General features: G+C 69.5%; 17 protein-coding genes. 10 read left to right on the top strand and 7 right to left on the bottom strand.

Going from position 1 to position 23469, the window contains the following annotated elements:
* Position 1: 1 nt before the first annotated feature.
* A complete protein-coding gene (locus JQS43_RS14040; RefSeq protein ID WP_239674833.1) occupies positions 2-997 on the bottom strand; it encodes a hypothetical protein in 996 nt (331 codons plus the stop codon).
* A gap of 99 nt (positions 998-1096) precedes the next feature.
* Positions 1097-1672 carry an RNA polymerase sigma factor gene (locus tag JQS43_RS14045; protein WP_239674834.1) on the bottom strand — a complete coding sequence of 192 codons (576 nt, stop codon included), beginning with the start codon at positions 1670-1672 and terminating at the stop codon, positions 1097-1099.
* A 262-nt stretch (positions 1673-1934) separates the two neighbouring features.
* On the opposite strand from JQS43_RS14045, the gene JQS43_RS14050 reads away from it, so the two are divergent.
* Positions 1935-3398, top strand: coding sequence for a hypothetical protein (locus JQS43_RS14050; RefSeq protein WP_239674835.1), 1464 nt, complete (start codon positions 1935-1937; stop codon positions 3396-3398).
* Positions 3399-3428: 30 nt separating this feature from the next.
* Here JQS43_RS14050 and JQS43_RS14055 read toward each other — a convergent pair whose 3' ends face one another.
* Positions 3429-5234 carry a hypothetical protein gene (locus JQS43_RS14055; protein ID WP_239679590.1) on the bottom strand — a complete coding sequence of 602 codons (1806 nt, stop codon included), beginning with the start codon at positions 5232-5234 and terminating at the stop codon, positions 3429-3431.
* A 219-nt stretch (positions 5235-5453) separates the two neighbouring features.
* Here JQS43_RS14055 and JQS43_RS14060 point away from each other — a divergent pair, with 219 nt between their 5' ends.
* Genes JQS43_RS14060 through JQS43_RS14070 form a run of 3 tightly spaced genes read left to right on the top strand, consistent with a single transcriptional unit; the run spans position 5454 to position 9448 of the window.
* Positions 5454-7007 carry a glycosyltransferase family 39 protein gene (locus tag JQS43_RS14060; RefSeq protein ID WP_239674836.1) on the top strand — a complete coding sequence of 518 codons (1554 nt, stop codon included), beginning with the start codon at positions 5454-5456 and terminating at the stop codon, positions 7005-7007.
* Between the two features lie 34 nt (positions 7008-7041).
* A complete protein-coding gene (locus tag JQS43_RS14065; protein WP_239674837.1) occupies positions 7042-8364 on the top strand; it encodes a glycosyltransferase family 2 protein in 1323 nt (440 codons plus the stop codon).
* On the top strand, positions 8357-9448 hold the full coding sequence (locus JQS43_RS14070) for a glycoside hydrolase family 26 protein (RefSeq protein ID WP_239674838.1): 1092 nt from the start codon (positions 8357-8359) through the stop codon (positions 9446-9448). Before JQS43_RS14065 ends, JQS43_RS14070 begins: the two co-directional genes overlap by 8 nt.
* Before the next feature lie 38 nt (positions 9449-9486).
* On the opposite strand, the gene JQS43_RS14075 is transcribed toward JQS43_RS14070, so the two are convergent.
* The 3 genes from JQS43_RS14075 to JQS43_RS14085 all read right to left on the bottom strand — a co-directional run bounded on the left by JQS43_RS14075 (position 9487) and on the right by JQS43_RS14085 (position 15020).
* Positions 9487-10647: an endo-1,4-beta-xylanase gene (locus tag JQS43_RS14075; protein WP_239674839.1), complete on the bottom strand. Its 1161-nt coding sequence runs from the start codon at positions 10645-10647 to the stop codon at positions 9487-9489.
* Between the two features lie 99 nt (positions 10648-10746).
* A complete protein-coding gene (locus JQS43_RS14080) occupies positions 10747-11571 on the bottom strand; it encodes a hypothetical protein (protein WP_239674840.1) in 825 nt (274 codons plus the stop codon).
* A 107-nt stretch (positions 11572-11678) separates the two neighbouring features.
* The gene (locus JQS43_RS14085) at positions 11679-15020 is read right to left on the bottom strand and encodes a PAS domain-containing hybrid sensor histidine kinase/response regulator (protein ID WP_239674841.1); all 3342 of its coding nucleotides are present in this window, start codon (positions 15018-15020) and stop codon (positions 11679-11681) included.
* Positions 15021-15162: 142 nt separating this feature from the next.
* On the opposite strand from JQS43_RS14085, the gene JQS43_RS14090 reads away from it, so the two are divergent.
* Entirely contained in the window at positions 15163-17019 is a 1857-nt protein-coding gene (locus JQS43_RS14090; protein ID WP_239674842.1) for a hypothetical protein, read from the top strand.
* Positions 17020-17033: 14 nt separating this feature from the next.
* Positions 17034-17609 carry a GNAT family N-acetyltransferase gene (locus JQS43_RS14095; RefSeq protein WP_239674843.1) on the top strand — a complete coding sequence of 192 codons (576 nt, stop codon included), beginning with the start codon at positions 17034-17036 and terminating at the stop codon, positions 17607-17609.
* On the opposite strand, the gene JQS43_RS14100 is transcribed toward JQS43_RS14095, so the two are convergent.
* Positions 17591-18301, bottom strand: coding sequence for a siderophore-interacting protein (locus tag JQS43_RS14100; RefSeq protein WP_239674844.1), 711 nt, complete (start codon positions 18299-18301; stop codon positions 17591-17593). The two genes, JQS43_RS14095 and JQS43_RS14100, sit on opposite strands and share 19 nt — an antisense overlap.
* 56 nt (positions 18302-18357) lie before the next feature.
* Here JQS43_RS14100 and JQS43_RS14105 point away from each other — a divergent pair, with 56 nt between their 5' ends.
* From JQS43_RS14105 to JQS43_RS14120, 4 genes are read left to right on the top strand one after another with little or no spacing between them, the layout of a single operon-like run.
* On the top strand, positions 18358-19848 hold the full coding sequence (locus JQS43_RS14105; RefSeq protein ID WP_239674845.1) for a pyridoxal phosphate-dependent decarboxylase family protein: 1491 nt from the start codon (positions 18358-18360) through the stop codon (positions 19846-19848).
* Entirely contained in the window at positions 19832-21133 is a 1302-nt protein-coding gene (locus JQS43_RS14110; RefSeq protein WP_239674846.1) for a lysine N(6)-hydroxylase/L-ornithine N(5)-oxygenase family protein, read from the top strand. The genes JQS43_RS14105 and JQS43_RS14110 overlap by 17 nt, the downstream gene beginning before the upstream one ends.
* Positions 21130-21702, top strand: a complete 573-nt coding sequence (locus JQS43_RS14115; RefSeq protein ID WP_239674847.1) for a GNAT family N-acetyltransferase — start codon at positions 21130-21132, stop codon at positions 21700-21702. The genes JQS43_RS14110 and JQS43_RS14115 overlap by 4 nt, the downstream gene beginning before the upstream one ends.
* Complete coding sequence (locus JQS43_RS14120) at positions 21699-23468, top strand: IucA/IucC family protein (RefSeq protein WP_239674848.1); 1770 nt, start codon at positions 21699-21701, stop codon at positions 23466-23468. Before JQS43_RS14115 ends, JQS43_RS14120 begins: the two co-directional genes overlap by 4 nt.
* Position 23469 lies beyond the last annotated feature (1 nt).

The following is a 23469-nucleotide window of genomic DNA, read 5'->3' on the forward strand; positions in this document are numbered from 1 at the left end:
ATCACGGCACCGGCACCTCGATCCGGGTCTGCTCACCCCCGAGCCGACCCCATTCGATCTCCACCTGGCCAGTGCCCGGTACATCAAAGACCAGGTACTGGTGGGCGGTGGTCCCCTCGGGGACGTTGGTGGTGCTGTTCAGGTCCGGGATGTCACCGCGCCGCTCACCGTCCACGATGAGGTGCACATCACCCCCGCTGGCGGTGCCGATGAAGCACATGCCGGAGCCGGGCGGCGCGGTGACCGCGATGCCCAGGTAGAGCTTGAGCCGGTCCGCCGCTGCCTGTTGGGTGGTGTGCGACTTGCCGTTTTCGTCGAAACCCACATAGTGAGCCAGGTAAGCCTCGGTCACCTCGACCTCCAGCGGGCAGCCGTTGCGGGTCAGGACCGTGCCCGGCGATGCTACCTCGATCGGCTTGGGGTATTCCGGCTCGGGCACCGATCCGGTCAACGGGAGCCGCTCCTGGCGGTGACCGGGCTCCCCCAGTACCAGCTCCGCTTCCGTCAGGCTCGCCTCCGCGGGAAGCTCGAACGCGTACCAACCGTCCTCGGTAGCGCCGGCCGAGATCCCCCGGACCACCGGGTTTCGCCCGGTGTGCGGGAGCAGCTCACCGTTGCCGAGATCGAGAAAGATACCGTCCTGAATAAGTAGCGAGGCGCCGTTGAGCTGGTTCGCGACGGTCACCGCCAGGTAGGCGTAGCTGACGTCGCCGTGCTGGGCGGCTGCCTCGCCGTACGTGTCCGGAATCTCGTCGGAGACCTCGATCCCGGTTACGGTGATCTCACCGTGCCGGTGGTTCACTGAGCGTGGCGTGAAGTCTGCCGAGGCGTCGGCGCCGGGCGCCGCCGGCGGGTCGGAACGCGGGTCCACCGGTTGGCCAGCGTCCTGACCCGCCAACGGCGCGACCGGGTCATCCGCGGTACATCCGGCGAACACCGGCAGCGCGAGGGCGATCGCGAGCACAGCACAACTGCGCAACCCAGAGCGGGAGGACATCGATTTCTCCTTCGTCGAGTGGACCGTCATAGAGTTGGTCCGGGGTCGCGGCGGGTTTGTTCGCCGCAGCGGTGTGATGTACGCCACCACCGGCCGGGGTCAGCCGCCGCCTGGGCCACCGCTGAGCCACGCCTGCAGCCGCCGGCGCCCCTCGTACAACCGGGACTTGACAGTCCCCTCTGGAACATCCAGCGTCGCTGCGATCTCGCGGTAGCTCAGGCCGAGTACATCCCGCAACGCCACCGGCTCTGCGAGCTCCGGGCGGATCGCGGCTAGCCCCGCCAGAAGATCGAGCCGGCTTCCCGCCACCACGCTGGTCCGGCGCGGATCTGGCGACTCGGGCATCGGCGCCCCCGCCGACTCGGTCTCCCAACGGCGCCGCAGCGCCTGATATGTCGTGCGGGACCGATTCGCCGCTACCCGGTAGAGCCAGGTACGGAAGGAGGCGCGCCGCTCGAAGGTGCCGATCCCCCGGGCCAACGCCAGCAGCGTGTCCTGGCATGCCTCCTCGGCATCCTGCCGGCAGGGCAGAAACCGAGCGCACAACCGGAGCACCTCGGGCTGCACCAGCACCAGCAGAGCGTCGAGCGCGGCGGCGTCGCCAGCGGCGGCGGCCTGCGCCAAGCGCTCCACATCGGCTTCTTCGTCCGCCACGGTCACTCGCCATCTCCCCACGTCAGCCCACCTGGGCAGTGTAGGAGCCGCAGGTCAGCGGGTACGACTCACTAGGGCTGAGCCAGGCGACCGAGGCTCGACGTCATGATAAGTCGGACTTATCCGACCACAGTGCTCGTCCTTGGCTTCCCCGGTCCCGCCCGAGAGCTGATCTTCCGACGACCGCGAACGCCCCTGTTACGGTGGGATGCCCGACCCCTCCCGGTAGGAGACCGCTATGTGGCGGCGCCGCGCAGCCGTGACGGTCGTGCTCGCTCTGGCCGTGACCAGCTCCGGTTGCAACACCACCACCGCCGAGGACGACTCCTCCCCGCCCCCAGCACACCAGACCAGCCTGCCCGGCGAGCCGGTCCAGGTTCTCGACGGCGAGCCGACCGAACTGGCCCTCGGCGTGGTCGGCGCGCTCTACGACCAGGCCCCGATCGTGGTCCTGGCCGGGGCGGACCAACCCGACCGGCACGCTGACGCAGCAGCTGCGGCGGTCGACCTCGGGGCTCCGCTACTGCTGGCCCCGCCGGAGCCGGACCCCAGTCTGCGGGAGGAGCTGGATCGGTTACAGACCTCGAGGGTGGTCGTCGCAGACTCGACCGCTCGATCCTGGGCAGAGCGCTCCGAACAACCGGCCACGCCACTGTCAGCGGACGCCACCGCGCCACCGGGTGAGGAGCTGCCGGCGACCACCGCCGCCGAACCATTGCCGGAGGTCACCCTGTTGCTCCACGCGGAGACCGAGTCGGCCGCCAACGACGCCGCGGCCGCCACCGCAGAAGCCGCCGGGGCCCAGGTGGTGACCACCGACTCGGCCGACCCGCGCGGGGATCCGGCGGTGATCGCCGCACTGAGCGAGTCGTCGGCGAGCCACGTCATCGCGCTCGGTGCGAGCTTCGGCCCGGTGGAACAGCTTGCGCAACGATTGGCGGTCGCCGCCACCGGGGTGGAGCTACCCGGCGGCGGGCAGCTGGTCTTCCCCGGTCGACTCCTGATCGCGCTCTACGGCCACCCTGGCGACACCGCGCTCGGGGCGCTCGGGGAGCAGCCGATGACCGAGGCCTTGGCGCGCACCGCGGAGGTGGCCGCCGAGTACGAGTCGCTGGTGGACGAACCGGTCGTGCCCACCCTGGAGATCATCACCACGATCGCCTCCGCCTCCCCCGGACCGGAGGGAGACTACTCACTACGTACCCCGCCGGAGCAGCTACGGCCGTGGATCGACGCGGCCGCCGCGGAAGGCATGTATGTGGTGCTGGATCTGCAACCGGGACATACCGACTTCCTGACTCAAGCGCAGGAGTACGAAGAACTGCTCACCGAGCCCCACGTGGGGTTGGCCCTCGACCCGGAGTGGCGGTTGGCGCCCGACCAACGGCACATGGTGGAGATCGGTTCGGTCGACGCCGAGGAGGTGAATCAGGTGACCGAGTGGCTGGCCGAGCTGACCGCCGAACACCACCTCCCCCAGAAGTTGCTGATCCTGCACCAGTTCACGCTCGGGATGATCACGAACCGGGACGCGGTGGCGACCGACTACGACGAGGTGGCGGTCCTCATCCACGCCGACGGCTTCGGGACGCCGTCGGAGAAGTTCGACACCTGGAACGCGCTGCAGAATGACGCGCCGGAGGTCTGGTGGGGCTGGAAGAACTTCTACGACGAGGACCAACCAACCTTCACCCCGGCCGAGACCGTCGACGTGGAGCCGCTACCGCGGTTCGTCTCCTACCAGTAACGCCGGCACTCCGGCATTAAGGCTGACCGGTCAGCGGACCTCCCCACGCACCGAGTCGAGCAGTTTACGCAGCTCGTCAGCTTGCTCAAGCGGGCCGCTCATCCGGAACACCAGCTGCCGGTCCATTCGGGCCTCATCGCTGGAACGGTAATATCCGACCAGGACCAGGCCGTACTGGTCGCCGCCGCCGAGCTCCTCACTCTCGGCCCAGGACCAGTACCCGCCGTCCCGAACCCATTGCAGGCCCCACGCTTCTTCAGCCCGGCGCATCTCCACCCGCCGGGAGGCGTCACAGGGATCCTCGCACTCCCGCACAATCAGATCCCCGCCGAGCTGCCGACTCTCCTCGTCGAAGCAGCTGTAGTGGGCTGCCCCCGCCTCGACAGTTACTTCCGTGCACTCCCAACCGTCCGGCGCTGCGAACGAGAACTCCAGCCCGGGCAGATCGGTCATGGTGGTCACCGGGTCACCCGGGTCGAAGCTCGGCCAATCTTCCGGCCACTCGCCGTCCTCGGGGGGCTCGATGCCGGGCCGCTCCGGCCCTTCCGCGGTCGGCTCCGGCGGTGCGGTCGGCGGGCTGGTCGGCGCCGCAGTGGTGTCCGCGGAGTCCCCCCGGAGCAGGAACACGGCCGTCCCGGCGCCCAACCCCAGCACGAGGACGAGCGCCGCCGCCACCCCAATCAGCAGCCCGCGGGAAGGCCCGCCGCCGCCCGCTGGCGGGGTCACCCCGGAGTACGGCGGTGGTGGTGGGCTAGCGGTCGGCTGCGGCCAGCTCGCCGGCTGCGGCGCCGCCGCTGCTGCCGGAGGCCCCGAGAGCTGGGCCGGCGGTGGTTGCGGCTGCTGGTAACCGGCCGGTTGATAGCCCGTCGGCTGGTAGCCGGCCGGCTGATAGGCAGGGGGTTGATAACCGGCCGGTTGATAGCCCGGCTGCGCTGGCCCCTGGGGTTGCTGCCCGGGCTGTGGCCCGTAATGGGGCACCGAACCGGGCGGGCCGGAGTAGGGCACCGCCGAACCCGGCGCCGGGTAGTACGGAACGGCCGAACCCGGCGCGGAATAGTGTGGAACGGCCGACCCCGGCGGGCTGGAGTACGGCACACCCGAGCCCGGCGCTGGTTGATACGGCGCCTGTTGATAGGGCACTCCGGAACCGACCGTCGGATGCGCGGCGGTCGGACCCTGGGGTGGGAAGGGCCCCTGCGGCGTCACCATCGTGGTGGGCTCCGCGTCGGCCGCCGGCGGCTGGTTGACCGGCTGCTGCGGCGCCGACGCCGGCGCGGGGGGCGCGGGGTCCGCCGGAGGCGCCGACACCTGCGGCGGCGGCCCGGGCAGCGCCGGCACGTGGACCGTGGGCTGCTCCCAACTGCCCGGGGTCACCGGTTGCGGGATGGCACCGGCGGGCTCGGTCTGCGCCTCCGGGTTACCTGGCTCCGCCACCCAACTCGGCACCGCGGCGGCCGGGATCGCCATCGTAGCCTCGGTCGGTTCCGCCTGGGCACCGGCCGCCTCGGCTCCCTCCGCCGGGTTGCTGACCGGCTGATACATCAACCCCATCCGCCGAAACACCTGCGCAACCACGGTCGCGTCGGTGGTCGGCGAGGCGATCCACGGGGCCCGGGCGGTGAAGTCGCCAGCGAGCACCGAGAGCTGCTTGGCCTGCTCCAACTCGGAGACCGAATCGCTGAAGCGCTGGCGCAGAGACGGATCTTCGTTCACCGCGTCCGTGTCGATCAGCGCGACGGTCACCTGGTTGTTGGCCGAATCGGCGGCTGACCAGACGGCACCGACCTGGCAGGTCCCCACCACCTGGAGTGCTAGGTACGGTCCGACCGTGTGCATGCGATTCCTTCCTTTCGGCATCCCGGTTGCGGGCACTCTCCCACCAGGAGTGTGGTCGCCTCGCGCAAGTCACCCCTGAGGGTACGCCGCCTTAGCCAGCCGGTTTGAGCCTCGCTGCTAACATCGAGTGGCCTCGGTCGCGATGGCGGGCTACCAGCTTAGCCACCCACTGTGACCTCCCCGATTCCCAATTTCCCCGATCCCCTCTCGCTGGATGCCGTGACTGATCCCGATCAGACGGTGGTGCTGCCTCGGCAACGAGACCCCGTCGAAGAAACCGCGCGGCCTGACGCTTGGCAGGCTCCGGCCAGTGGCAGCGCCCCGGTCGGCGGACTCACCAACGCCGAGACCGCGCTCAGCCGGCTCGCCTGGCTACTCACCGCGGTCCTGATGGGTCTGGTGGGTCTGATCCGGACCAGCTGGCCGAGCCTCTCCGCCGATAGCCTGACCGCCGCGTCGTTGAGTCAGCTCAGCTGGTCCGAGCTGTGGCTGCTTCGCGACCAGCTCCCGGCGTTGGACCTGCCGTACTTCACCCTGCTCCGCGCCTGGACCCAGGTGTTCGGCCACAGCGAGTTCGCGCTGCGCTTCCCTTCGCTGCTGGCGATGGTGGTCGCCGCCGGTGCCACCGCCGCGCTGGTCAGCCGAATGGTGGGGCCGCGGGCCGGCGGGCTGGCCGGGCTGCTCTTCGTGGCGGTGCCCGCGACCTCCCGGTGGGCACATGAGGTCGCCCCGCACGCGCTCACCTTGGCGCTTGCGGTGGTGGCCACGTTGCTCCTGGTCCGGATCTTCGATCGGCCCCGGTTCTGGCGGTTCGCCGGGTACTTCCTGGCGGTGGGGCTGCTCGGACTCAGCAACGGGGTGGCGCTGCTGGTGGTGCTCGGGCACGGGGTCACGGTGCTGGCCCTGCGCCGGGGGGTGCTCACCGGCTGGGCGGCGGCGGCCGCGCTCGGTGCCCTACCCGCGGCCGGGCTGTTCTTCGTGGGCCGGGCGCCGTGGCGACCATCACTGTTCGACGACGGCTCCGGACTCCCTCTGGTTACTGAGATCGCGGTCACCTTCTTCGGCGTTTCGGTGATCGCCGGCGCGGTGGCGGCGCTCGCGGCGCTCGCGATCTCGATGAAGAAGCCCGCCGGTGTCTTGACCACGGCCGCCCTGGTCCCGCTGCTCGGCTTCTTCCCGGCAATGTCGTTCTGGCAGCTGGGTGCCGCTCAGGCGCTGCTCTTCAGCCTCCCGTTCTGGGTCAGCCTGGCCGCGGTGGCGCTGCACCGGGTGCCGCTGGTGCGTGGCCTGCTGGTGGTGCTGCTGATCGCCGGTGTGGGGGTGCCGGCGCAGCTGGCGATTCGGGCGGCGGACGGCCACGGGCTGGGCGGTCGGGAAGTCGCCGATGTCCTGCACCGCCACGGCGAGCCCGACGACGCGATCATCTTCGGGCCTGACCGTGCCGACGAACGCGTCGGCCGGGACCTGCTCACCTGGTATGTCCTGGACCCGGCCCGACCGGCTGACGTGCTGGCACTGAATCCTCCCCGTAGCGGCGGCGAACTCCTGGCCCAGGAGTGCCGCGAGGTCGCCGAGTGCGCCGCAGCGGCGCCCCGGGTCTGGCTGCTGCGGCTGGACACCGAGCCGGATCCGCTGACGAATCTGCCGGCGGCGAAAGCAGATCTGCTGCGGCTTCAGTACGACCACACCCGGAGTTGGGCCTTCGAGGGAGCCAGCCTCGCCCTGTTCACCCTCGCCGCGGACGAGCCGGACGACGAGGCAACGGACGAATGACCGCAGACGGCGACGATAGCCGGCGAGGCTAGCCATGCTCGCGTTTGTGCTCCAGATCAGCGCCTGGCTCGACGGCGGCCACATTTTTCTGTTCGCCTTCTTCATGCTCATGATCTGGCTGCTCTGGCTATTCCGGATCACCCTGGCTTCCCACTATCGGCCCTGGCAGAGCAACCACCAGCCGACCACTTCGGTCATTGTGCCGGTGGTCGATGAGCCGGTCGACCTGTTCCGCTCGGTGCTGAGCAAGATCCTGGAGCAGAAGCCGACCGAGGTCATCGTGGTGATCAATGGTCCACGCAACCAGGAGCTGGAGAAGGTCTGCGCGGATCTGGGCGTCCGGTGGGCTTGGACCGAGATCGCGGGCAAACGCAACGCTTTGCAGGTCGGCATCGGGCTGGCCAGCGGCGAGATCGCGGTACTTGTCGACTCAGATACCTTGTGGACCACGCACACTCTCCGGGAGCTGGTCAAACCGTTCCGGGACCCCAGGGTGGGTGGGGTTACCACCCGGCAACGGATCATGGACCCAGACCGTTCGCTGCTCACCCGGTGGGCCGACTGGCTGGAGAACGTCCGCAACGAGTATTCGATGCCGGCGATGAGCGTGTTGGGCACGGTCGGTTGCTTGCCGGGCCGGACCATCGCGTTTCGCCGGGAGATCTTGGAAAACTGCATGGGACAGTTCCTCCGGGATGAATTCCTGGGGGTTCGGCTAGAGGTCAGCGATGATCGGGCGTTGACCAACTACACGCTGATGGCCGGCTACAAGACGGTCTACCAGTCCACATCGCTGGTCTACACCGATGCCCCCACCCAGCTTCGGAAGATGGCGAAACAGCAGTACCGCTGGGCGCGCGGCTCGCAGTACAACACCTTGCGCATGCTGCCGTGGATGCTGCGGCACGCGCCGGTGCTGGCGTTGTTCTATGTGACCGACATCATCATTCCCTTCGTACTGATGGGTTCGCTGGTATCGTGGGCGGTCGTCATCGCAACCGGCGCACGGGCCTGGCTCTACGACGCGGTCCCGTTGCTACCCAGCGGCGGTTGGCAGGCGGTGGCGCTGATCCTGGTCCTCGCGGGGGTGATGACGACGGCGTCGCTGTGCATCCGGTTCGGCCGGCACTTCGCCCACCGGCCAGACGACCTGCTCTACCTGCCGCTCTTCATGCTCATCAACGGGTTCGTCCTGATCCCGGTGCGGGCGCTCGGGTTTCTCCGGATGGCACACAACGCCGGCTGGGGGACCCGGGCGGGCGGGTTCGACGGTGAGCGCCGGTTCAACCCCCAGTTGGCGATTCCTTATCTTCTAGGTGGAGCGATGCTTACCGCATCGATAATGATCGGTGTCTAATCATCAGCGCCTCTCCCGCCGCTCGATGCGGGTCTGGATGGTGGCCAACGGCCTGGTGCTGGTGGCCCTGGTGACGTGGATCCTGCAACCGGCCACCACTTCTCCGCCGCCGTCTCAGCAGGTGGGCCCCGGGGTGTCGACCGGCCCTACCGACCCGGCGACCGAACCGACCCCGGAGCCACCGCCGGAGCCACCCACCGTTGCGGACATCATGGACATTCCCGGCTTGCGCTTCGGGGTGAGCGCACCGGACGTCCCCTGGTCACCCAGTGAGTTTCAGCGGATCGCGGACGCCGCCGAGGCGACCCCCACCCTGGTCCAGTTCTTCCTCAGCTGGGAGCACGACTATCCGTCGGAGACTGTCGAGCACAGCTACGCACTGGAGACCGTGCCGGTGCTGTCCTGGGAACCCTGGGCCGGCCTGGACCAGGGCATCCACCAGCCCGACTACGCGCTGGCCCGGATCCTCGACGGCGACTACGACGACTACCTCCGCGACTTCGCGGACGATCTCCGTGACCACGGCTGGCCGGTGGTGATCCGGTTCGCCCACGAGATGAACGGCCACTGGTACCCGTGGTCGGAGCAGAACTCCGGCAATCAACTCGGCGAGTACGCAACCATGTGGCGTTACGTCCACGAAATTTTCACCGAGCACGAGGTCGAGAACGTCATCTGGTTGTGGAGCCCGAACATCATCCGGGCAGTGCCGGAGATCAGCCTCGCCGCGCTCTACCCGGGGGATGACTACGTCGACTGGATCGGGATGGTCGGCTACGCCTTCGAGGAGTTCACCGCCGCTGAGACCTTCCAAGCAACCTACGACACGCTGCGAGACTTCACCGACAAACCGCTCTTGATCACCGAGACCGGCGCGCAACCAGGCGACCACAAGATCAGCTGGATCACTGATCTCTTCGACTGGGTGTCGCAACGCTCGGACATCGTCGGCCTGATCTGGTTCGAGTACACCCCGGCCGACGGCGGCAACGCCGACTGGCGGTTCACCGCCACCCCGGAAATCACTACGGCGTTCCGGGACGGCCTCGCCCGGAACACCCTGGCCGACCCCCCACCCTTATAGCCGCGGGCACCGGCCATGATCATGGTGCGGTGCCCGGATCAGGGCCTCCGCAGCGCCTCCACCAACGACTGATACGCCGGTTTAGGGCGGTAGCCTCCATCGAACAACGTCGCCGAGCCCTGCTCGGGGTACGCATGCGGCACCCAAGAATGGGCGTCGCTCACGCCCCAGACGGTGAACGAGCGGCACGCCGCCACCGTCCGACACGCGGTCAGCGCCTGGTCGAAGATCTCCGCTTGCTCGGCCAGGCTCTGCTCGGTGGCTGGGGTAGGAATTCGGACATCCATCTCGGTGATCGCTACGTCCAGCCCCAGGTCTGCGAACCGGGTCATGTTGTCAGCGAAGCTGCCGGGCAGCGGCGCCAGCGTCCAGTGCACCTGGAACCCGATGCCGTCGATCGGCACTCCCCGCTCCAGCGCATCGGTGACCCAGGCATAGAGCGCGTCGCTCTTGGCGTTGATCCCTTCGATCCCGAAGTCGTTGATGAACAGCGCAGCCTCCGGGTCGGCTTCCCGGGCCCACCGAAATGAATCCTCGATGTACTCCGGACCCATTCGACGCAGCCAGAACGAATCTCGCAGCGAACCGTCGTCGTCGAAGACCTCGTTCGCGACGTCCCACGCCCACACATCGCCCCGGAAATAACTGACCTGCGCGTGGATGTGCTCCCGCAGCATCGCGCCGGTCTGGTGCGCGGTCACCGCATCATGCGCCCAGCGGGGCACCTGCCGATGCCAGACCAGCGTGTGACCGTAGACCTGTTGGTCGTGCTGCCTAGCGAACTCGATCAGCGCGTCCGCGCCGGACCGGTCGAACTCACCCGGTACCGGCTCCAGCGCCGTCCATTTCATCGCGTTCTCTGGCGTGATCCCGTTGAACTCGCGGCCGAGCACGATCGCGTACTCCGGGTCGCTGCGCAGCGTGTTCGCGTTGACGGCGGCGCCGATGACGAGTTCGCGTTGCTCACCGAGCAGCCGCAACGGCGCGATCGGCAACGCTTCGGCGCTCGCGGGGCGTGCCCCCGAGCCCAGGCAGTGGGCCGGCACCGGCCCACGCGGCTCGCTGGGGCACCAGCCCGCACCGGATGTGGAGTCCACCGCCCCCCTCGCCACCAACCCCGCGCCAGCGCCGAGCACGATCGCGAGAACCGCGACGGCGCTGATCGCACCGACGCGGGCCAGCCCGGAGCGCGGTGCCACCGAATCCCCTCTCGTTGCCCGCCGGCATCCTGGGCGAGACTACCGTGGCCGGCCCGGCGTTCATCGACTGGTGACCCTGCACGACCGCCGGCAGCGCAATCAGCTCCGCTCGACCACCAGCGCGGAGACTCCCGCTGCGGCGTCGATGTCGACCCGGTCGGCGGCTGCCTCCCAGCCGTCGGGCGTGAAGACCGTCCCGCCGGCCACGCCAGACTCCACCGCCCCATCGATCGTGACGGCGCCAGCGCCAGCACCGATATGCACCTGCACCGGAGCGTCGCCGACCTGATACACGTACCAGTCCCCCGCACCCTCCGACATCCGTACCGTGGTGGTGCCCTGCGGCGGCGGCAGCGTGAGTTCGATCCGGGATGCGCCGCCAGCCAGCTCCACGCTGCCGACGCTGCCCTCCCCGAGGTCGATGATCTGCTCAGTGGCGCCACCGAGGATCCGGATCTGCCACTGGACATCCGAGTTGAGGACCACCGCGAGCGCCGACGACCCGGGCTCGCCACTATCGACCAGCTCAACCCGGACCTCGTCGCCGTCCTGCGACGCCACCGGCAGCTCCGCGCCACCGTCGGGCGTCGAGGCCCGGTAGAGCACATCGTCGAGCGGCTCTGCCCGCAGCGTCACCGAGGAGGCTCCGTCGAGGAGTACGAACGTGGCCTGCTCCCGCCCCCCGACCGGTCCCGAAACCACCCGGTCGGCGTCGCCGGCCACGGCGCCGTCCGGTTCGCTGCCACGGGTGGCCACGAAGACGGTGAGCGCGGCGACCAGCGCGACCGCGACCACGACCGCGGCCGCGATCCAGGCCGGCCGGTGGAGTCGCAACCCTGCCGGCTCGACCGGCTGCGATGGGGAGTTCTCCGAGGCGGAGGGCGCGTCCGATTCGGTCGACGGGGGTGGATCGGGCTGGACCATTGCGCCTCCAGAGTCGGGGGTGGCGGGCATCACCGGGGCAGGCTCAACCACCTACCCAGTTGGCACGGCAAGTACACCACTGCCCGGGGGGCGGCGGCGCGGGATGGTCACTGGCCAGAGAGGACCTGCTCGACCGCCGCCTCGGCGGTGGTCAGCTCTGCGGTCAGGCGGGAGAGGAGCTCCTGCTCCCGACTCAGGTCCCGGGCGCTCGCCGCGTCCTGCAGGTCGCTGGCGACCCCCGCTAGCGACCCGGCCCCGACGTTGCCGGCCGCGCCCAGCAGGGTGTGTGCGAGCCGCCACACCTCATCCTGGTCGCCGCGGCTCACCGCACCGACAAGCTCCTCGCGTAGTTCGGGGCCACGGGCGAGGAAGGAGCGCAGCACCCGATCAGCGAGCGGGTTCTCCGGAGCCGGGCTGTCGAAGAGTTCGACCAGCCGCTGCCGGACCTGGGTCGCTGGATCCGGGTCGGCTCCCGGGTCGGGGCCGGCGCCGTCCCCTCCGGCCGCTGGCGAGGTCGTCAACCACTGTCGCAGCACCCGGTCGACCTCTGCCGGGTCGATCGGTTTGGTGACGTGGTCGTCCATCCCCGCCGCGAGCGAGCGGTCCCGGTCACCGGCGAGCGCCGCAGCGGTCATCGCGATCACCGGAGTGTGGCTGCCCGGCGGTTCCCGCCGGCGGAACTCGGCCGTGGCCTGGTACCCGTCCATCCGCGGCATCTGCAGGTCCATAAGCACTGCCGGGTAGCTGTGCTCGGCCAACCGCTCCAACGCCTCCACGCCGTCGTTAGCGATGTCGATCCGGTAACCGAGCTTGCGGAGTACACCGACGGCGACTGCCTGGTTGATCTCGTTGTCCTCGACCAGCAACAGCCGGGGCCCGGCAGTTGAGTCCGCGGCGGCCGGCCCGTCCGCGGTCACCGGCTCCGCCGGCTCAGCCCGCTCGACCGGCTCCGCCGGCTCGGCTTCCGCCTGGGACTTCCCCACCAGCCGCAGCAACGAGTCGTACAGCACCGACTCCCGCACCGGTTTGGTCAGTGTCACCTCGATGCCGACGGCGGCGGTGTCCGCCGGGTCGACATCTCCGGCGGAGCTGAGCAGCGCCATCGGCACGGTCGGAATCTCCGGCGAGTTGACGATCACCCGGGCGACCTCCAGTCCGCTCATCACCGGCATCTGGTGGTCGAGTAGGACCAAGTCGTAGGGGGCACCGGCGGTGGCGGCGCGACGCAGCTCGGCGATCGCGTGCGGCCCGTCCGGGGTCGGTTGCGGGCGCAGCCGCCACGATCGCAGTTGGTGGGTGAGGACCAACCGGTTTGTGGCGTTGTCGTCCACGATCAACACCCGTTGGCCCGCCAGCTGCCGGGGCGGGGCCCCTGGCGGTGCCGGCTGCTCTTGCCGGAGCAACGGCACCGTGACCCGGAAGCTGGACCCGCCGCCGAGTTCGCTGGTGAGGGTGAGGGCACCCGCCATCCGCTCCGCCAGCCGCCGGGAGATCGCCAGCCCCAGCCCGGTGCCGCCGTGCCGCCGGGTGGTGGAGCTGTCGGCCTGCACGAAGGAACCGAAGAGACGTTCCCGATCCGCGTCGGCGATCCCCATCCCGGTGTCGCGGACCTCTATGGTCACCGGCAGTACCGCCGGGTCGGCAGGCTGCCCGTCGAGCGCCCCGGCAGGCGCCGGCCGAGCCTCGACCACTACCTCACCATCATCGGTGAACTTGACCGCGTTGCCGCCCAGGTTGAGCAGGATCTGACGCAGTCGGCCCGGATCGCCGCGGACCCCCCGCGGCAGCTCCGGGTGGCACCAGCCGACCAGTTCGAGCCCCTTGGCCTGGGCAGTGGTGGCGAGGACCGCACAAACCTCCTCGACCAGCTGACGGAGGTCAAAGTCGACCTCCTCCAGCACGATCTTGTCTGCTTCGAGCTTGGAGAAGTCCAAGATGTCGTTGATCACGGTAAGCAGCGAGTGGCCAGCGGTACGGATGCCTTCGGCGTACCCCCGCTGCACGTCGGTGAGCTGGGTGTCCAGCAGTAGGCCGGTCAGGCCGATGACGCCGTTCATCGGAGTGCGGATCTCGTGGCTCATCACCGCCAGGAACTGTGATTTGGCCTCCACCGCCTGAACCGCCACGTCCCGGGCCTCTGCTAGCACCCGTTCGCTCTCCTTCTGATCGGTGATATCTCGAGCGGTCGCGTACACCAGCCCTTGCTCTGGCGCAGAGGCGGCATTCCAGAGCAGCCACCGGTACTGCCCGTCGCTGCGGAGGTACCGGTTCTCGAAGTTGTGCAACTTACGCTTGGCGGTGGTCAAGCGCTGCAGCTCGGCGACGGTGCGCTCGGCATCGTCGGGGTGCACCAGCTCAAGGAAGGAGCGGGACCGCAGCTCGGCGGGTGGCCGCCCCAACACCACCTCCCACGCCGGATTGAGCCGCTTGTAGTGCCCTTCGGTGTCAACGATGCAGAGCAGCTCCACCGAAATATCGAAGAACTCGTCGATCTCGGCCGAGGCCTGCCGCCGTTCGGCATCTGCCCGGTCCACCCACCTCGCCGCGAGCCAGATCACCGCGGTGCCGATGATCGCCAGCAGGACGACCATCAGCAGCACCCCGACCGGTACCGAGTACCAGCCGAAATCCTGGCCGAGCCAGCGCAGCAACGCCAGCAGCGGCGGGAAGAAGACGGCGAACGGCATCAACCGGCGGGCCAGCGCACCACCCGGACTCAGCGTGAAAACCTGCCGCATCAGGCCACGTTCCGGGCGCAGTCCGAGCAGGCTCAGCGACAGCAGCATGATCGCGACCGCCGAGGGGACCGCCATGGCGAATGAGTCCGGACCATAGACATCCGGCCCGCCGGTGAGCACCGCACCCAGGCCCACCAGCCCGATGACCCCTACTCCTAGCGCGCAGAGCTGGCTTGGCCAACCCCGGCCCCAACGGAGGTCGGCTACCGCCAGGCCGATTCCGAGCAGCAACAGGCCGGCCGCGGTGTCCGGCGGCATCCGCCCCAGCGGGGCCTGGCCGAAATCAGCTACCGCGTCGGAGAAGAGCACCTGGTCGATTCCCAGCTCGATCGCCGCGTGGTACTGCAGCAGCGACGCGGCGGCGAGCGCGGCGACGAGCAAGGCCACGACCCGGCCTGCCAGTCGCGCCGGCCGGGAAGCTCCGCCAGCGGAGAGCAGCCACACCGCGGCCCCGGCGGCGGTCAGCCCCACCGCGGTGTTGGGCTTGACCGGCACCTCGCCGCCCGGGCCCGCGATCAGCACCTCGGTAACGGTCGCCCAGCCCACCAGCGCCAGCACGCCGATCAACGCGGCGATGGCGGCGGCTACGAGCCCACCCCGCCGAGCAAGATCGCACAGCCGTCTCGACACCGGCGCTGCGGCGGCCGGGCTCGCCGTCTCGTCTGCCTGCGTCGCCATCCGGATCGCCCCCCACGGACCGACACGGTTCATCTGATCTTATCCCAAATCAGTGAAAGCCTCGAAAAGTACATAAGTGTCAGTACACCTCCTCGTCAACTGGTGACACCGGCAACGCTGACCCGGCGTCAGCCGACGACCAGGCTGGTGGCGAAGGGCACGTAGCCTCAGTGCCGTGCCCGCATGGAACCTGGCGCCGTCCCGGGCGCAGCCGGTCTCCCCCAGCCATTACCGTCGCGGCGGTGGCCTGGTGGTGGCGATGCTGCTCCTGCTCGGCGGTCTGGTCCTGCTGCTGCCCGGGTTCGCCACGGCGATCGAGCAGCACCGGGTCGAACGCACCATCGCCGCCGACCGGGAGGTCACCGCCGAGGTTTATCGGGAGAGTCGGGCGGTCTACCGGAGCGAGGCTGGTGAGCTCGAGTTCGCTCGGGCCCCCACCGACGCGCCGGTGGGAGCCGCGGTCGAGCTCCTGGTAGACCCGCAGCGGCCCGGCCGGCTGCAGGCGCCCGAACAGCTCCCGCCGGCCGGTTGGATCGCCCCGCTCTGCCTCGCCGGCGCCGGGGCGGTGTCCCTGGCCGGGGTGGTGTTGCTGATCCGGACCGCACGCCGGGGCAGACCCTCACCAGGTGAGCTGTCGCCGCGGTGGCAGGCGAATCTGGCGGTGATCCTGGACGGGCCGCCAGAAGCTGCGGAGGGTCCACAGGTCCGCCCGTGGCTGCCGGCGGCCGCTGACCCGGCACCACCGACCGGGCGTACCGGGGTACTCCGGTTCGCTTGGGCCTCGCCGCTGACGCTGGCGGTGCTGGCGGGCCTGTTCAGCTTCGCCCTGCCGCAGCTCGGTGGCGACGGCCGGGGATGGGTGGTGGCGGTCGCGGCGGTCGTCCTCTGGCTACCGGCGGTGGGGATGGCGCTCGCCGCGGCGGTCTACCGGGTCGACGTGGGCACCGACGGCGGGTTGACCATCCGGACCCTGGTGACACGGCGGCGGTACGAACTCTCACAGCTCTCGCAGGTCACCGGGTGGACCTGGTCGATCGACCGCAGCACCCGGGGCTCGAAGGCTGGCCGGCAGCCCGCCGGAGCCCGACTCGCCTGCTGGAACCTCGGTCTGCACTTCCGGGACGGCCGGCACCTCTTCTACTCCCCCACCAACGTGCGCGACCATGAGCTGATCGGACGGGCGATCCGCTGGTGGGCGTTGCGGACCCGGGCAGCGGCCACCCCGGACATGGCGTACGCGCTCGGGCTGGTGTCGGACCCCCGTGAGCTGGCCAGATCGCCGCTGCCGCTCGCATCCGACGACCCGGTGCTCCGCCGACCCGGCCGCCGGCTCCGCGGCGCCCTGGTCTACGGCGGACACATCGCACTCACCTTCGCCACCATCGGGGCGCTACCGGCGGTCAATCTGGCCGGGACCGCAGTCACTGGCCCGGCGCCCGACCCCCGGGTGGTCGCCGAGCCGTGCGCCCTGGTCGAGGGCCTGGACCTGGCCGGGCCATTCACCAGCGCCGACGACCCGGTCGCCTGGCAGGGGTGCGCCGCCGGCGACGAGCGCGATGTCTGGCTCTCGGTGAGCCCGTCCATCCACAGCGCCCCCCGGTCGGTCCGGTTCTGGTTGGCTGACAACGATGCGGTCGCCACCGTTCCGATCAGTGACGAGGCGCTGCTGGCGCGGATGGGCGTCGATCACGCGCAGGTGGTCGTCTTCGGAGGTGGGGAAAGGGTAACGATCACCTTCATCGTTGCCGAGGTCTCCGGGATCGCGAGCCTCACCCGACAGGCCACCGACGCCACCGGCTCGACCCTCGCTGAGTCGGCGCGATTCGACGCGCTGGTCGACCTGGTCCGAGCGGTGAGCGCTTCGCCGGCTGGCACGCAGTCGGTCCGCAGCTTCACCGGCGACGGCGTCGGCGACCGCGCCCGGGAGCGGGCCATCGAATCAGCGCTGACGGTCTCCGCCGACCCGGAGCTGGTCGTGGCCTGGCTTGACGAGGCTGGAATCCCTACCGAGCAACTCACACCCGGAGGTTAGGTTAGCCTTACCTAATGACGAGCTCCACCCCTTCACCCGCCGAGCCTCTTCTCACCCTGACCGACCGAGTCGATATCGACGAGCTGGCCCAGGTATACCGGACCGTTCACACCGCCGACCTGTACCTGCCCGACCACCGCGAGCCGTCGGTGGAGCAGCGACTGGCCTGGACCGCTCAGGCACCTGGCTTCCAGGCCGCGCTGGGCTGGCAACACGACCGGGTCGTGGGGGCCATCCTCGGCTGCCCACTCCCCGCCGAGACTGGCTGGTGGCGGGATCTGCCCGCCGACCCCGAGCTGGTCCGGGAGTGGCCTGGCCGGACCTTCGCCGTCTGCGAGGCCTTCGTCCTGCCCGAACTCCGGCGACACCAGCTCGGACTACGACTCTTCGCAGAGCTGCTCGGCGCCCGCGGCGAGGAACGCGCAAGCCTGGCGGTGGCCGACAGCAACACCCCGGTGGCGCGGAGCATGCAGTCGCTGGGGTGGCAACACGTCGGCGAGCTGGTTCCATTCCCGGGCTGGCGGCCACACGGCATGTTCCTTCGCCCGCTACCGTGGCGGCAGCCCGCGGGTCAGCCCGCCCGCCAGTAGCCGAGCGCCCTCACCCGTTGCTTGTCGATGCCGAGCCCTCGACGCAGGTGGCGGGCGATCGCCCGGGTGCTCGCCGCCTCGCACGCCACCCAGTAGAGCGCGTCGGGGTCTCGCGGCACCTCCGCCGTAACCGCCTCGACCAGGTGCCGCCCCTGGTCGCGCCGGGGGATCCAGCTCACCTGGTGGTGCGGGCGGGTCCGCAGCGGCAGGCTCCGCTCGCCCTCGTGGACATACTCAAGCCAGATGGTGGCTGGGGTGGCAGGGGCGGCGGCGAGCAGGCTGTTGACCGCGGGTACGGCGGCGGGATCGCCGACCAGGTAGAGCTTGCTCGGTGCCGGTTCGGGCATGACAAAGGCGCTGCCCTGCAGGGTCGCGTCGATCGTAGCTCCGATCTCGACGCGCTGTGCCCACCGGGCGGCGCAACCGTCGTGCAGCGAGAATTCGAGGCTGAACTGGCCGGTAGCCGGGTCTGGATCGACCACCGTGTAGGCGCGCTGGTGCGGCCGACCATGGTCGTCGAACCAGAGCCGGATCCACAGTGTGGGATGAAGGTCACACGCGTCGAGCAGGCCGCCGCCAGCCACGTCGATTCGCTGGTAGTAGGGGTTGAGCAGCTCCCGACCGGTCACTGTAAGCCGGAAATCCCGACCACCCAACACCTTGAGCACGAGCCCTTCCCAGTTCCGTTTCATCGATCCTCCTACTATGGTGGCTGTGTTAGGTTAGGCTAACCTTATTAGGAGGACCTGTGTCACAGGGGTCGGTGTCACCACACCTGTTCGGCCGAAACACAATGGACAGCTACCGCGCCTGCGTCGACCAGACAACCGCCCTCCTCGCCGAACGCGTCCGGTCACTCCAGCGCCCGTACTCCGGGGCCAGCCTGGCGCAGCTGCAGGCCATGGTCGACCAGATCGACCTGGACCATCCGCTGCCGGAGCCAGCCGACGCGCTCCAGGAAGTCGCCCGGCTCTACCTCGACCACGCCGTGTGGTTCCACGAGCCGACCTACCTGGCGCACCTCAACTGCCCGGTGGCGATCCCCGCGCTCAGCGCCGAGGCGCTGCTCGCTGCGGTCAACTCGTCGGTCGACACCTACGATCAGAGCACCACCGGCACGCTGATCGAGCAGCGGATCATCGACTGGACCGCATCGCGGCTAGGTTTCGGGCCCGCCGCCGACGGCATCTTCACCAGCGGCGGCACCCAGTCCAACCTGCACGGGCTGCTACTAGCCCGGGAACAGTGCCTGGCTGGACTGCCCGGCGACCGGCACACCGAGTTGGCCCGGCTGCGGGTGCTCGCCACCGACCAGAGCCACTTCAGCGTCGGCAAAGCCGCCGCCCTGCTGGGGCTGAGCGACAACGCCGTGGTCACGGTCGCCACCGATCCGCTCGGGCGCCTCGACCCGGCAGCGCTCGGCGGCCGCCTCAAGGAGCTACGGGCGGCCGGGCTGGTCCCGATGGCGGTGGTGGCCACCGCCGGCACCACCGACCTCGGCCGGATCGACCCACTTCCAGACGTAGCAGACCATTGCCGAGCCCAGTCGGTGTGGCTTCATGTGGACGCGGCGTACGGGTGCGGCCTGCTGGTCTCGCCCCGGCGCCGACGACTGCTCGACGGCATCGAGCAGGCCGATTCGGTCACCATCGACTTCCATAAGAGCTTCTTCCAGCCGGTCAGCGCCAGCGCGATCGTGGTCCGGGACCGGCTCACGATGCGCCGGATCTCGGTCCACGCCGACTATCTGAACCCGCGCGGCGCCCCGGTGCCGAACCAGGTCGACAAGAGTCTGCAGACCACTCGGCGGTTCGACGCCCTGAAGGTGTGGATGACCCTGCGGACCCTCGGCGCCGACCAGCTCGGCGAGATGTTCGACCGGGTGATCGATCTCGCCGACGACAGCTACCGCCTGCTGCTACGCGACGCCGACTTCGAGGTGGCCGGCGCACCCACCCTGAGCACCGTACTTTTCCGCTACCGCCCACCCGGCCTGGCCGCCGACGACTGCGACCGGCTGCTGCCCCAGCTGCGGGACCGGCTATTCGCCGACGGCTCCGCGATAGTCGCGGGCACCACCGTGGCCGGCCGGTACTGGCTCAAGTTCACCCTGCTCAACCCCGACACCCAACTCGACCAGGTACGGCAGGTGCTGGAGCTGATCCGGGACACCGGCCGGGCGCTACTCGCCCACTCCGACACCGCTACCCCGGAGGTGTACGTTGACGCCCACGCATGACTTCGTCGGGATCGGCATCGGACCGTTCAACCTCGGCCTGGCCTGCCTGACCGCGCCGCTCTCCGAACTCGACGGGATCTTCCTCGACGAACGGGACAGCTTCAGCTGGCACCCCGGTCTCATGATCGACGGCGTCACCATCCAGCTGCCCTTCCTGGCCGACCTGGTGACGATGGCCGACCCCACCTCCGCGTACTCGTTCCTCAACTATCTGAAAGCGACCGGCCGGCTCTGCCGCTTCTACATCCGGGAAGATTTCTACCCGCTGCGCGCCGAGTACCAGGCGTACTGCCAATGGGTCACCGACCAGTTGCCCAACCTCCAGTTCGGCACCCGGGTCGCGCAGATCACCTACGATGAGCCGGAACGCTGCTACCTGGTCCACACCCGCCGCGGCGGGCAGCGCGAGGTGCTGCGGGCCCGCCGACTCGTCCTCGGCATCGGCACCGAACCCTGGCTGCCCGCGCCGGCCCGCGACCTCGCCGGCCCGGCGATCCACAGCGCCGACTACCTGCCGCACCGGGAGGAGCTCCGCTCGCTCGACTCGGTCACCATCATCGGCAGTGGCCAGAGCGCCGCCGAGATCTACCTCGACCTGCTGCAGGCCGGTACGCCGGGCCACCTGAACTGGGTCACACGGTCACCGCGGTTCTTCCCGATGGAGTACACCAAGCTCTCGCTCGAGCTGACCTCACCGGATTACATCGACTACTTCCACGCGCTGCCGGCCACCGGACGCGGCCGGCTCAACCGCGAGCAGCGCCATCTGTATAAGGGCATCAACGGCGCCCTGATCAACCAGATCTACGACACGCTCTACCGGCGAGAGCTCGGCGACCCGGCACCTACCACGCTGCTCACCGGCGTGACCCTGACCGCCGCCGACTGGCAGCCCGCAGACTCGCGCTACCAGCTCCGGCTGCGGCACGAGGAGCAGGCACGCGAGTTCACGCTGCGAAGCCAGGGGCTCATCCTGGCGACCGGCTACCAACCCCGTACGCCGGGGTTCCTGGCACCGGTCCATGACCGGATCCGGTGGGATGAGTACGGCCGGTTCCAGGTGTCGCGCGGCTACGCCGTCGACCTGGCGGAGGCCGAGATCTTCGTCCAGAACGCCGAGGAACACACCCACAGCCTCACCGCTCCCGACCTCGGCATGGGCGCGTACCGCAACTCGGTGATCATCGCGGCGATGCTCGGCAAAGAGATCTATCCGATCGAGCGCAGCGTCGCCTTCCAACGTTTCGGGGCACCCGAGCCGGCCGGATCGGAGCTGGCCGGATGACCCGCACCGGCTATCACCGCACCAGCCCGCTCGGCGAAATGACCATCGAACCACTCGACGCCACCGCCGAGGCCGAACAGCTCCACGCCTGGATCACCCACCCCCGTGCCGTCTTCTGGGGGATGCCCACCGCCGACATCCCGACGGTCCAGCGAGAGTATCAACGCATCGAGGCCGACCCGCACCACCACGCCTGGTTGGGGCGGCTGGCGAACATCCCGCTCTTCCTCGCCGAGTCCTACGATCCAGCCCACAGCGAACTCGCGGGTCACTACCCGGTCCAGGCCGGTGACGTCGGCATGCATGTGCTGGTGGCCCCGCCGGACCGGCCCCGGCACGGCCTGACCTCGGCGGTCATGCGAACGGTCATGGAGTTCCTGTTCGCCGACCCCAGACATCAGCGGGTGGTGGTCGAGCCCGACGTACGCAACACCGCGATCGCCGCCAAGAACGCCGCCGCCGGCTTCGTCGTCGCCGGTGAGATCCGACTCTCCGACAAGGTGGCCCGGCTCAGCTTCTGCACCCGGTCCGACTATGCCGCCAGCTCGCTCGCCCGGGAGGCGCTATGACCCCGCCCGCACCCCCCGCCCACCTCAACCCGACCGCCATCGCGGCCGCCCACCGGGCACTGGTCAGCAAGGCGCTCGCGGAGTTCAGCCACGAACGGCTACTACGGCCTACCGCCGACCAGGACGGCTATCAGGTGACGACCAGCGCGGGCTGCTATCGGTTCCGGGCCCGGCGATATGCGCTCGACCACTGGCTGATCGACCAGGACTCGCTCACCCGTACCATCGCGGGCGCGCCGGCGCCGCTCGATGCCCAAGACCTGATCATCGAACTCGCCGACACACTGGGTATCCCACCGCCGATGCTCGGCACCTACCTGGAGGAGATCAGCGCGACCCTCGCCAGCGCGGCGTGGAAACACCACCACCAGCGGCACCGGTCCGCGGACCTGGTAACCGCCGACTTCCAGACCATCGAGGCGGCGATGACCGAGGGTCACCCGGGCTTTGTCGCCAACAGCGGCCGCATCGGGTTCGGGCTCTCCGACCAACTCCGCTACGCACCCGAGGCCGGCGAGCCGGTCCCGCTGGGCTGGCTAGCGGTCCGGCGCGAGCACAGCACCTTCACCGCCGGCCGCGGCGTGGCCGAAGCGGATCTCTACTCCGCCGAACTTGGTCCGGCGCAGCTCTCCGCCTTCGCGCAACGGCTCCGCGACCTCGACCTGTCGCCCGCCGACTACCGGTATCTGCCGGTGCATCCGTGGCAATGGGAACACAAGGTGGCGATCACCTTCGCGCCCGAGCTAGCCCGGCGGGCGATCGTGCCGGTAGGTCACGGCCCCGACCGCTACCAGGCCCAGCAGTCCATCCGGACCTTCTTCAATCTGGACCACCCCGAACGGCACTACGTCAAGACCGCCCTGTCGATCCAGAACATGGGCTTCCTGCGCGGGCTGTCCCCGGCGTACATGCGGGCCACGCCACCCATCAACGACTGGGTCGCCGACCAGCTCACCGGCGACGACACGCTCCGCGAGTGCGGATTCGAGATCCTGCGGGAGGTCGCCACGGTCGGGTACACCGGTGACGCCTACCACCGCGCCGGACCAGTTTCGCCGTACCAGCGGATGCTCGCAGCACTGTGGCGGGAGAGCCCGGTGCCGAAGATAGAACCTGGCCAGCGGCTGGCCACCATGGCGAGTCTGCTGCACCGCGACCAGGACGGTGCCCACCTCGTCACCGCTTTGATCGCCGCCGCGGACGTTTCGGCCGCGCAGTGGGTGGCTCGCTACCTCCACGCCTACCTCCGACCGTTGCTGCACTGCCTGCTGCGGCACGACCTGGCCTTCATGCCCCACGGCGAGAACCTGATCCTGGTCCTCGACGGGCCGATGCCGGTACGGGTGTTCATGAAGGACATCGGCGAGGAGGTAGCCGTCCTGGACGATCGCCCGCTGCCGGCGGCGGTGGGGCGGATCCGCACCCCCGCCGACGACACGCTGCGGGCACTGGCCATCTTCACCGACGTCTTCGACGGCTTCCTGCGTTTCCTAGCCGGAATCCTCGACCATGACCAGGTGTTGCCCGAAGCCGAATTCTGGCGGCTGGTGGCCGAGTGCATCCGGCGGCACGGTGCGGACCATCCGGAGCTCAGCGACCGGCTGGCGCTGTTTCGGTCTACTTTCCCCCACTCCTGTCTCAACCGGATGCAACTGCGCAACACGCTGCAGATGGTGGATCTCGCCGACCAGGCCGGATCGTTGATCTTCGCAGGCGAGCAGGCGAACCCGATCGCCGCGTACGCGGAGCTCGGACAGCGGGTGTAGC

The organism is Natronosporangium hydrolyticum, assembly GCF_016925615.1.
GTDB classification, from domain to species: Bacteria; Actinomycetota; Actinomycetes; order Mycobacteriales; family Micromonosporaceae; genus Natronosporangium; species Natronosporangium hydrolyticum.

What these genes read in the sequence shown, in the direction of transcription:
- JQS43_RS14040 (WP_239674833.1), bottom strand. Translation starts at nt 997, where the DNA reads ATGTCCTCCCGCTCTGGGTTGCGCAGTTGTGCTGTGCTCGCGATCGCC.
- JQS43_RS14055 (WP_239679590.1), bottom strand. Translation starts at nt 5,234, where the DNA reads ATGCACACGGTCGGACCGTACCTAGCACTCCAGGTGGTGGGGACCTGC.
- JQS43_RS14065 (WP_239674837.1), top strand. Translation starts at nt 7,042, where the DNA reads ATGCTCGCGTTTGTGCTCCAGATCAGCGCCTGGCTCGACGGCGGCCAC.
- JQS43_RS14080 (WP_239674840.1), bottom strand. Translation starts at nt 11,571, where the DNA reads ATGGTCCAGCCCGATCCACCCCCGTCGACCGAATCGGACGCGCCCTCC.
- JQS43_RS14085 (WP_239674841.1), bottom strand. Translation starts at nt 15,020, where the DNA reads ATGAACCGTGTCGGTCCGTGGGGGGCGATCCGGATGGCGACGCAGGCA.
- JQS43_RS14095 (WP_239674843.1), top strand. Translation starts at nt 17,034, where the DNA reads ATGACGAGCTCCACCCCTTCACCCGCCGAGCCTCTTCTCACCCTGACC.
- JQS43_RS14100 (WP_239674844.1), bottom strand. Translation starts at nt 18,301, where the DNA reads ATGAAACGGAACTGGGAAGGGCTCGTGCTCAAGGTGTTGGGTGGTCGG.
- JQS43_RS14115 (WP_239674847.1), top strand. Translation starts at nt 21,130, where the DNA reads ATGACCCGCACCGGCTATCACCGCACCAGCCCGCTCGGCGAAATGACC.
- JQS43_RS14120 (WP_239674848.1), top strand. Translation starts at nt 21,699, where the DNA reads ATGACCCCGCCCGCACCCCCCGCCCACCTCAACCCGACCGCCATCGCG.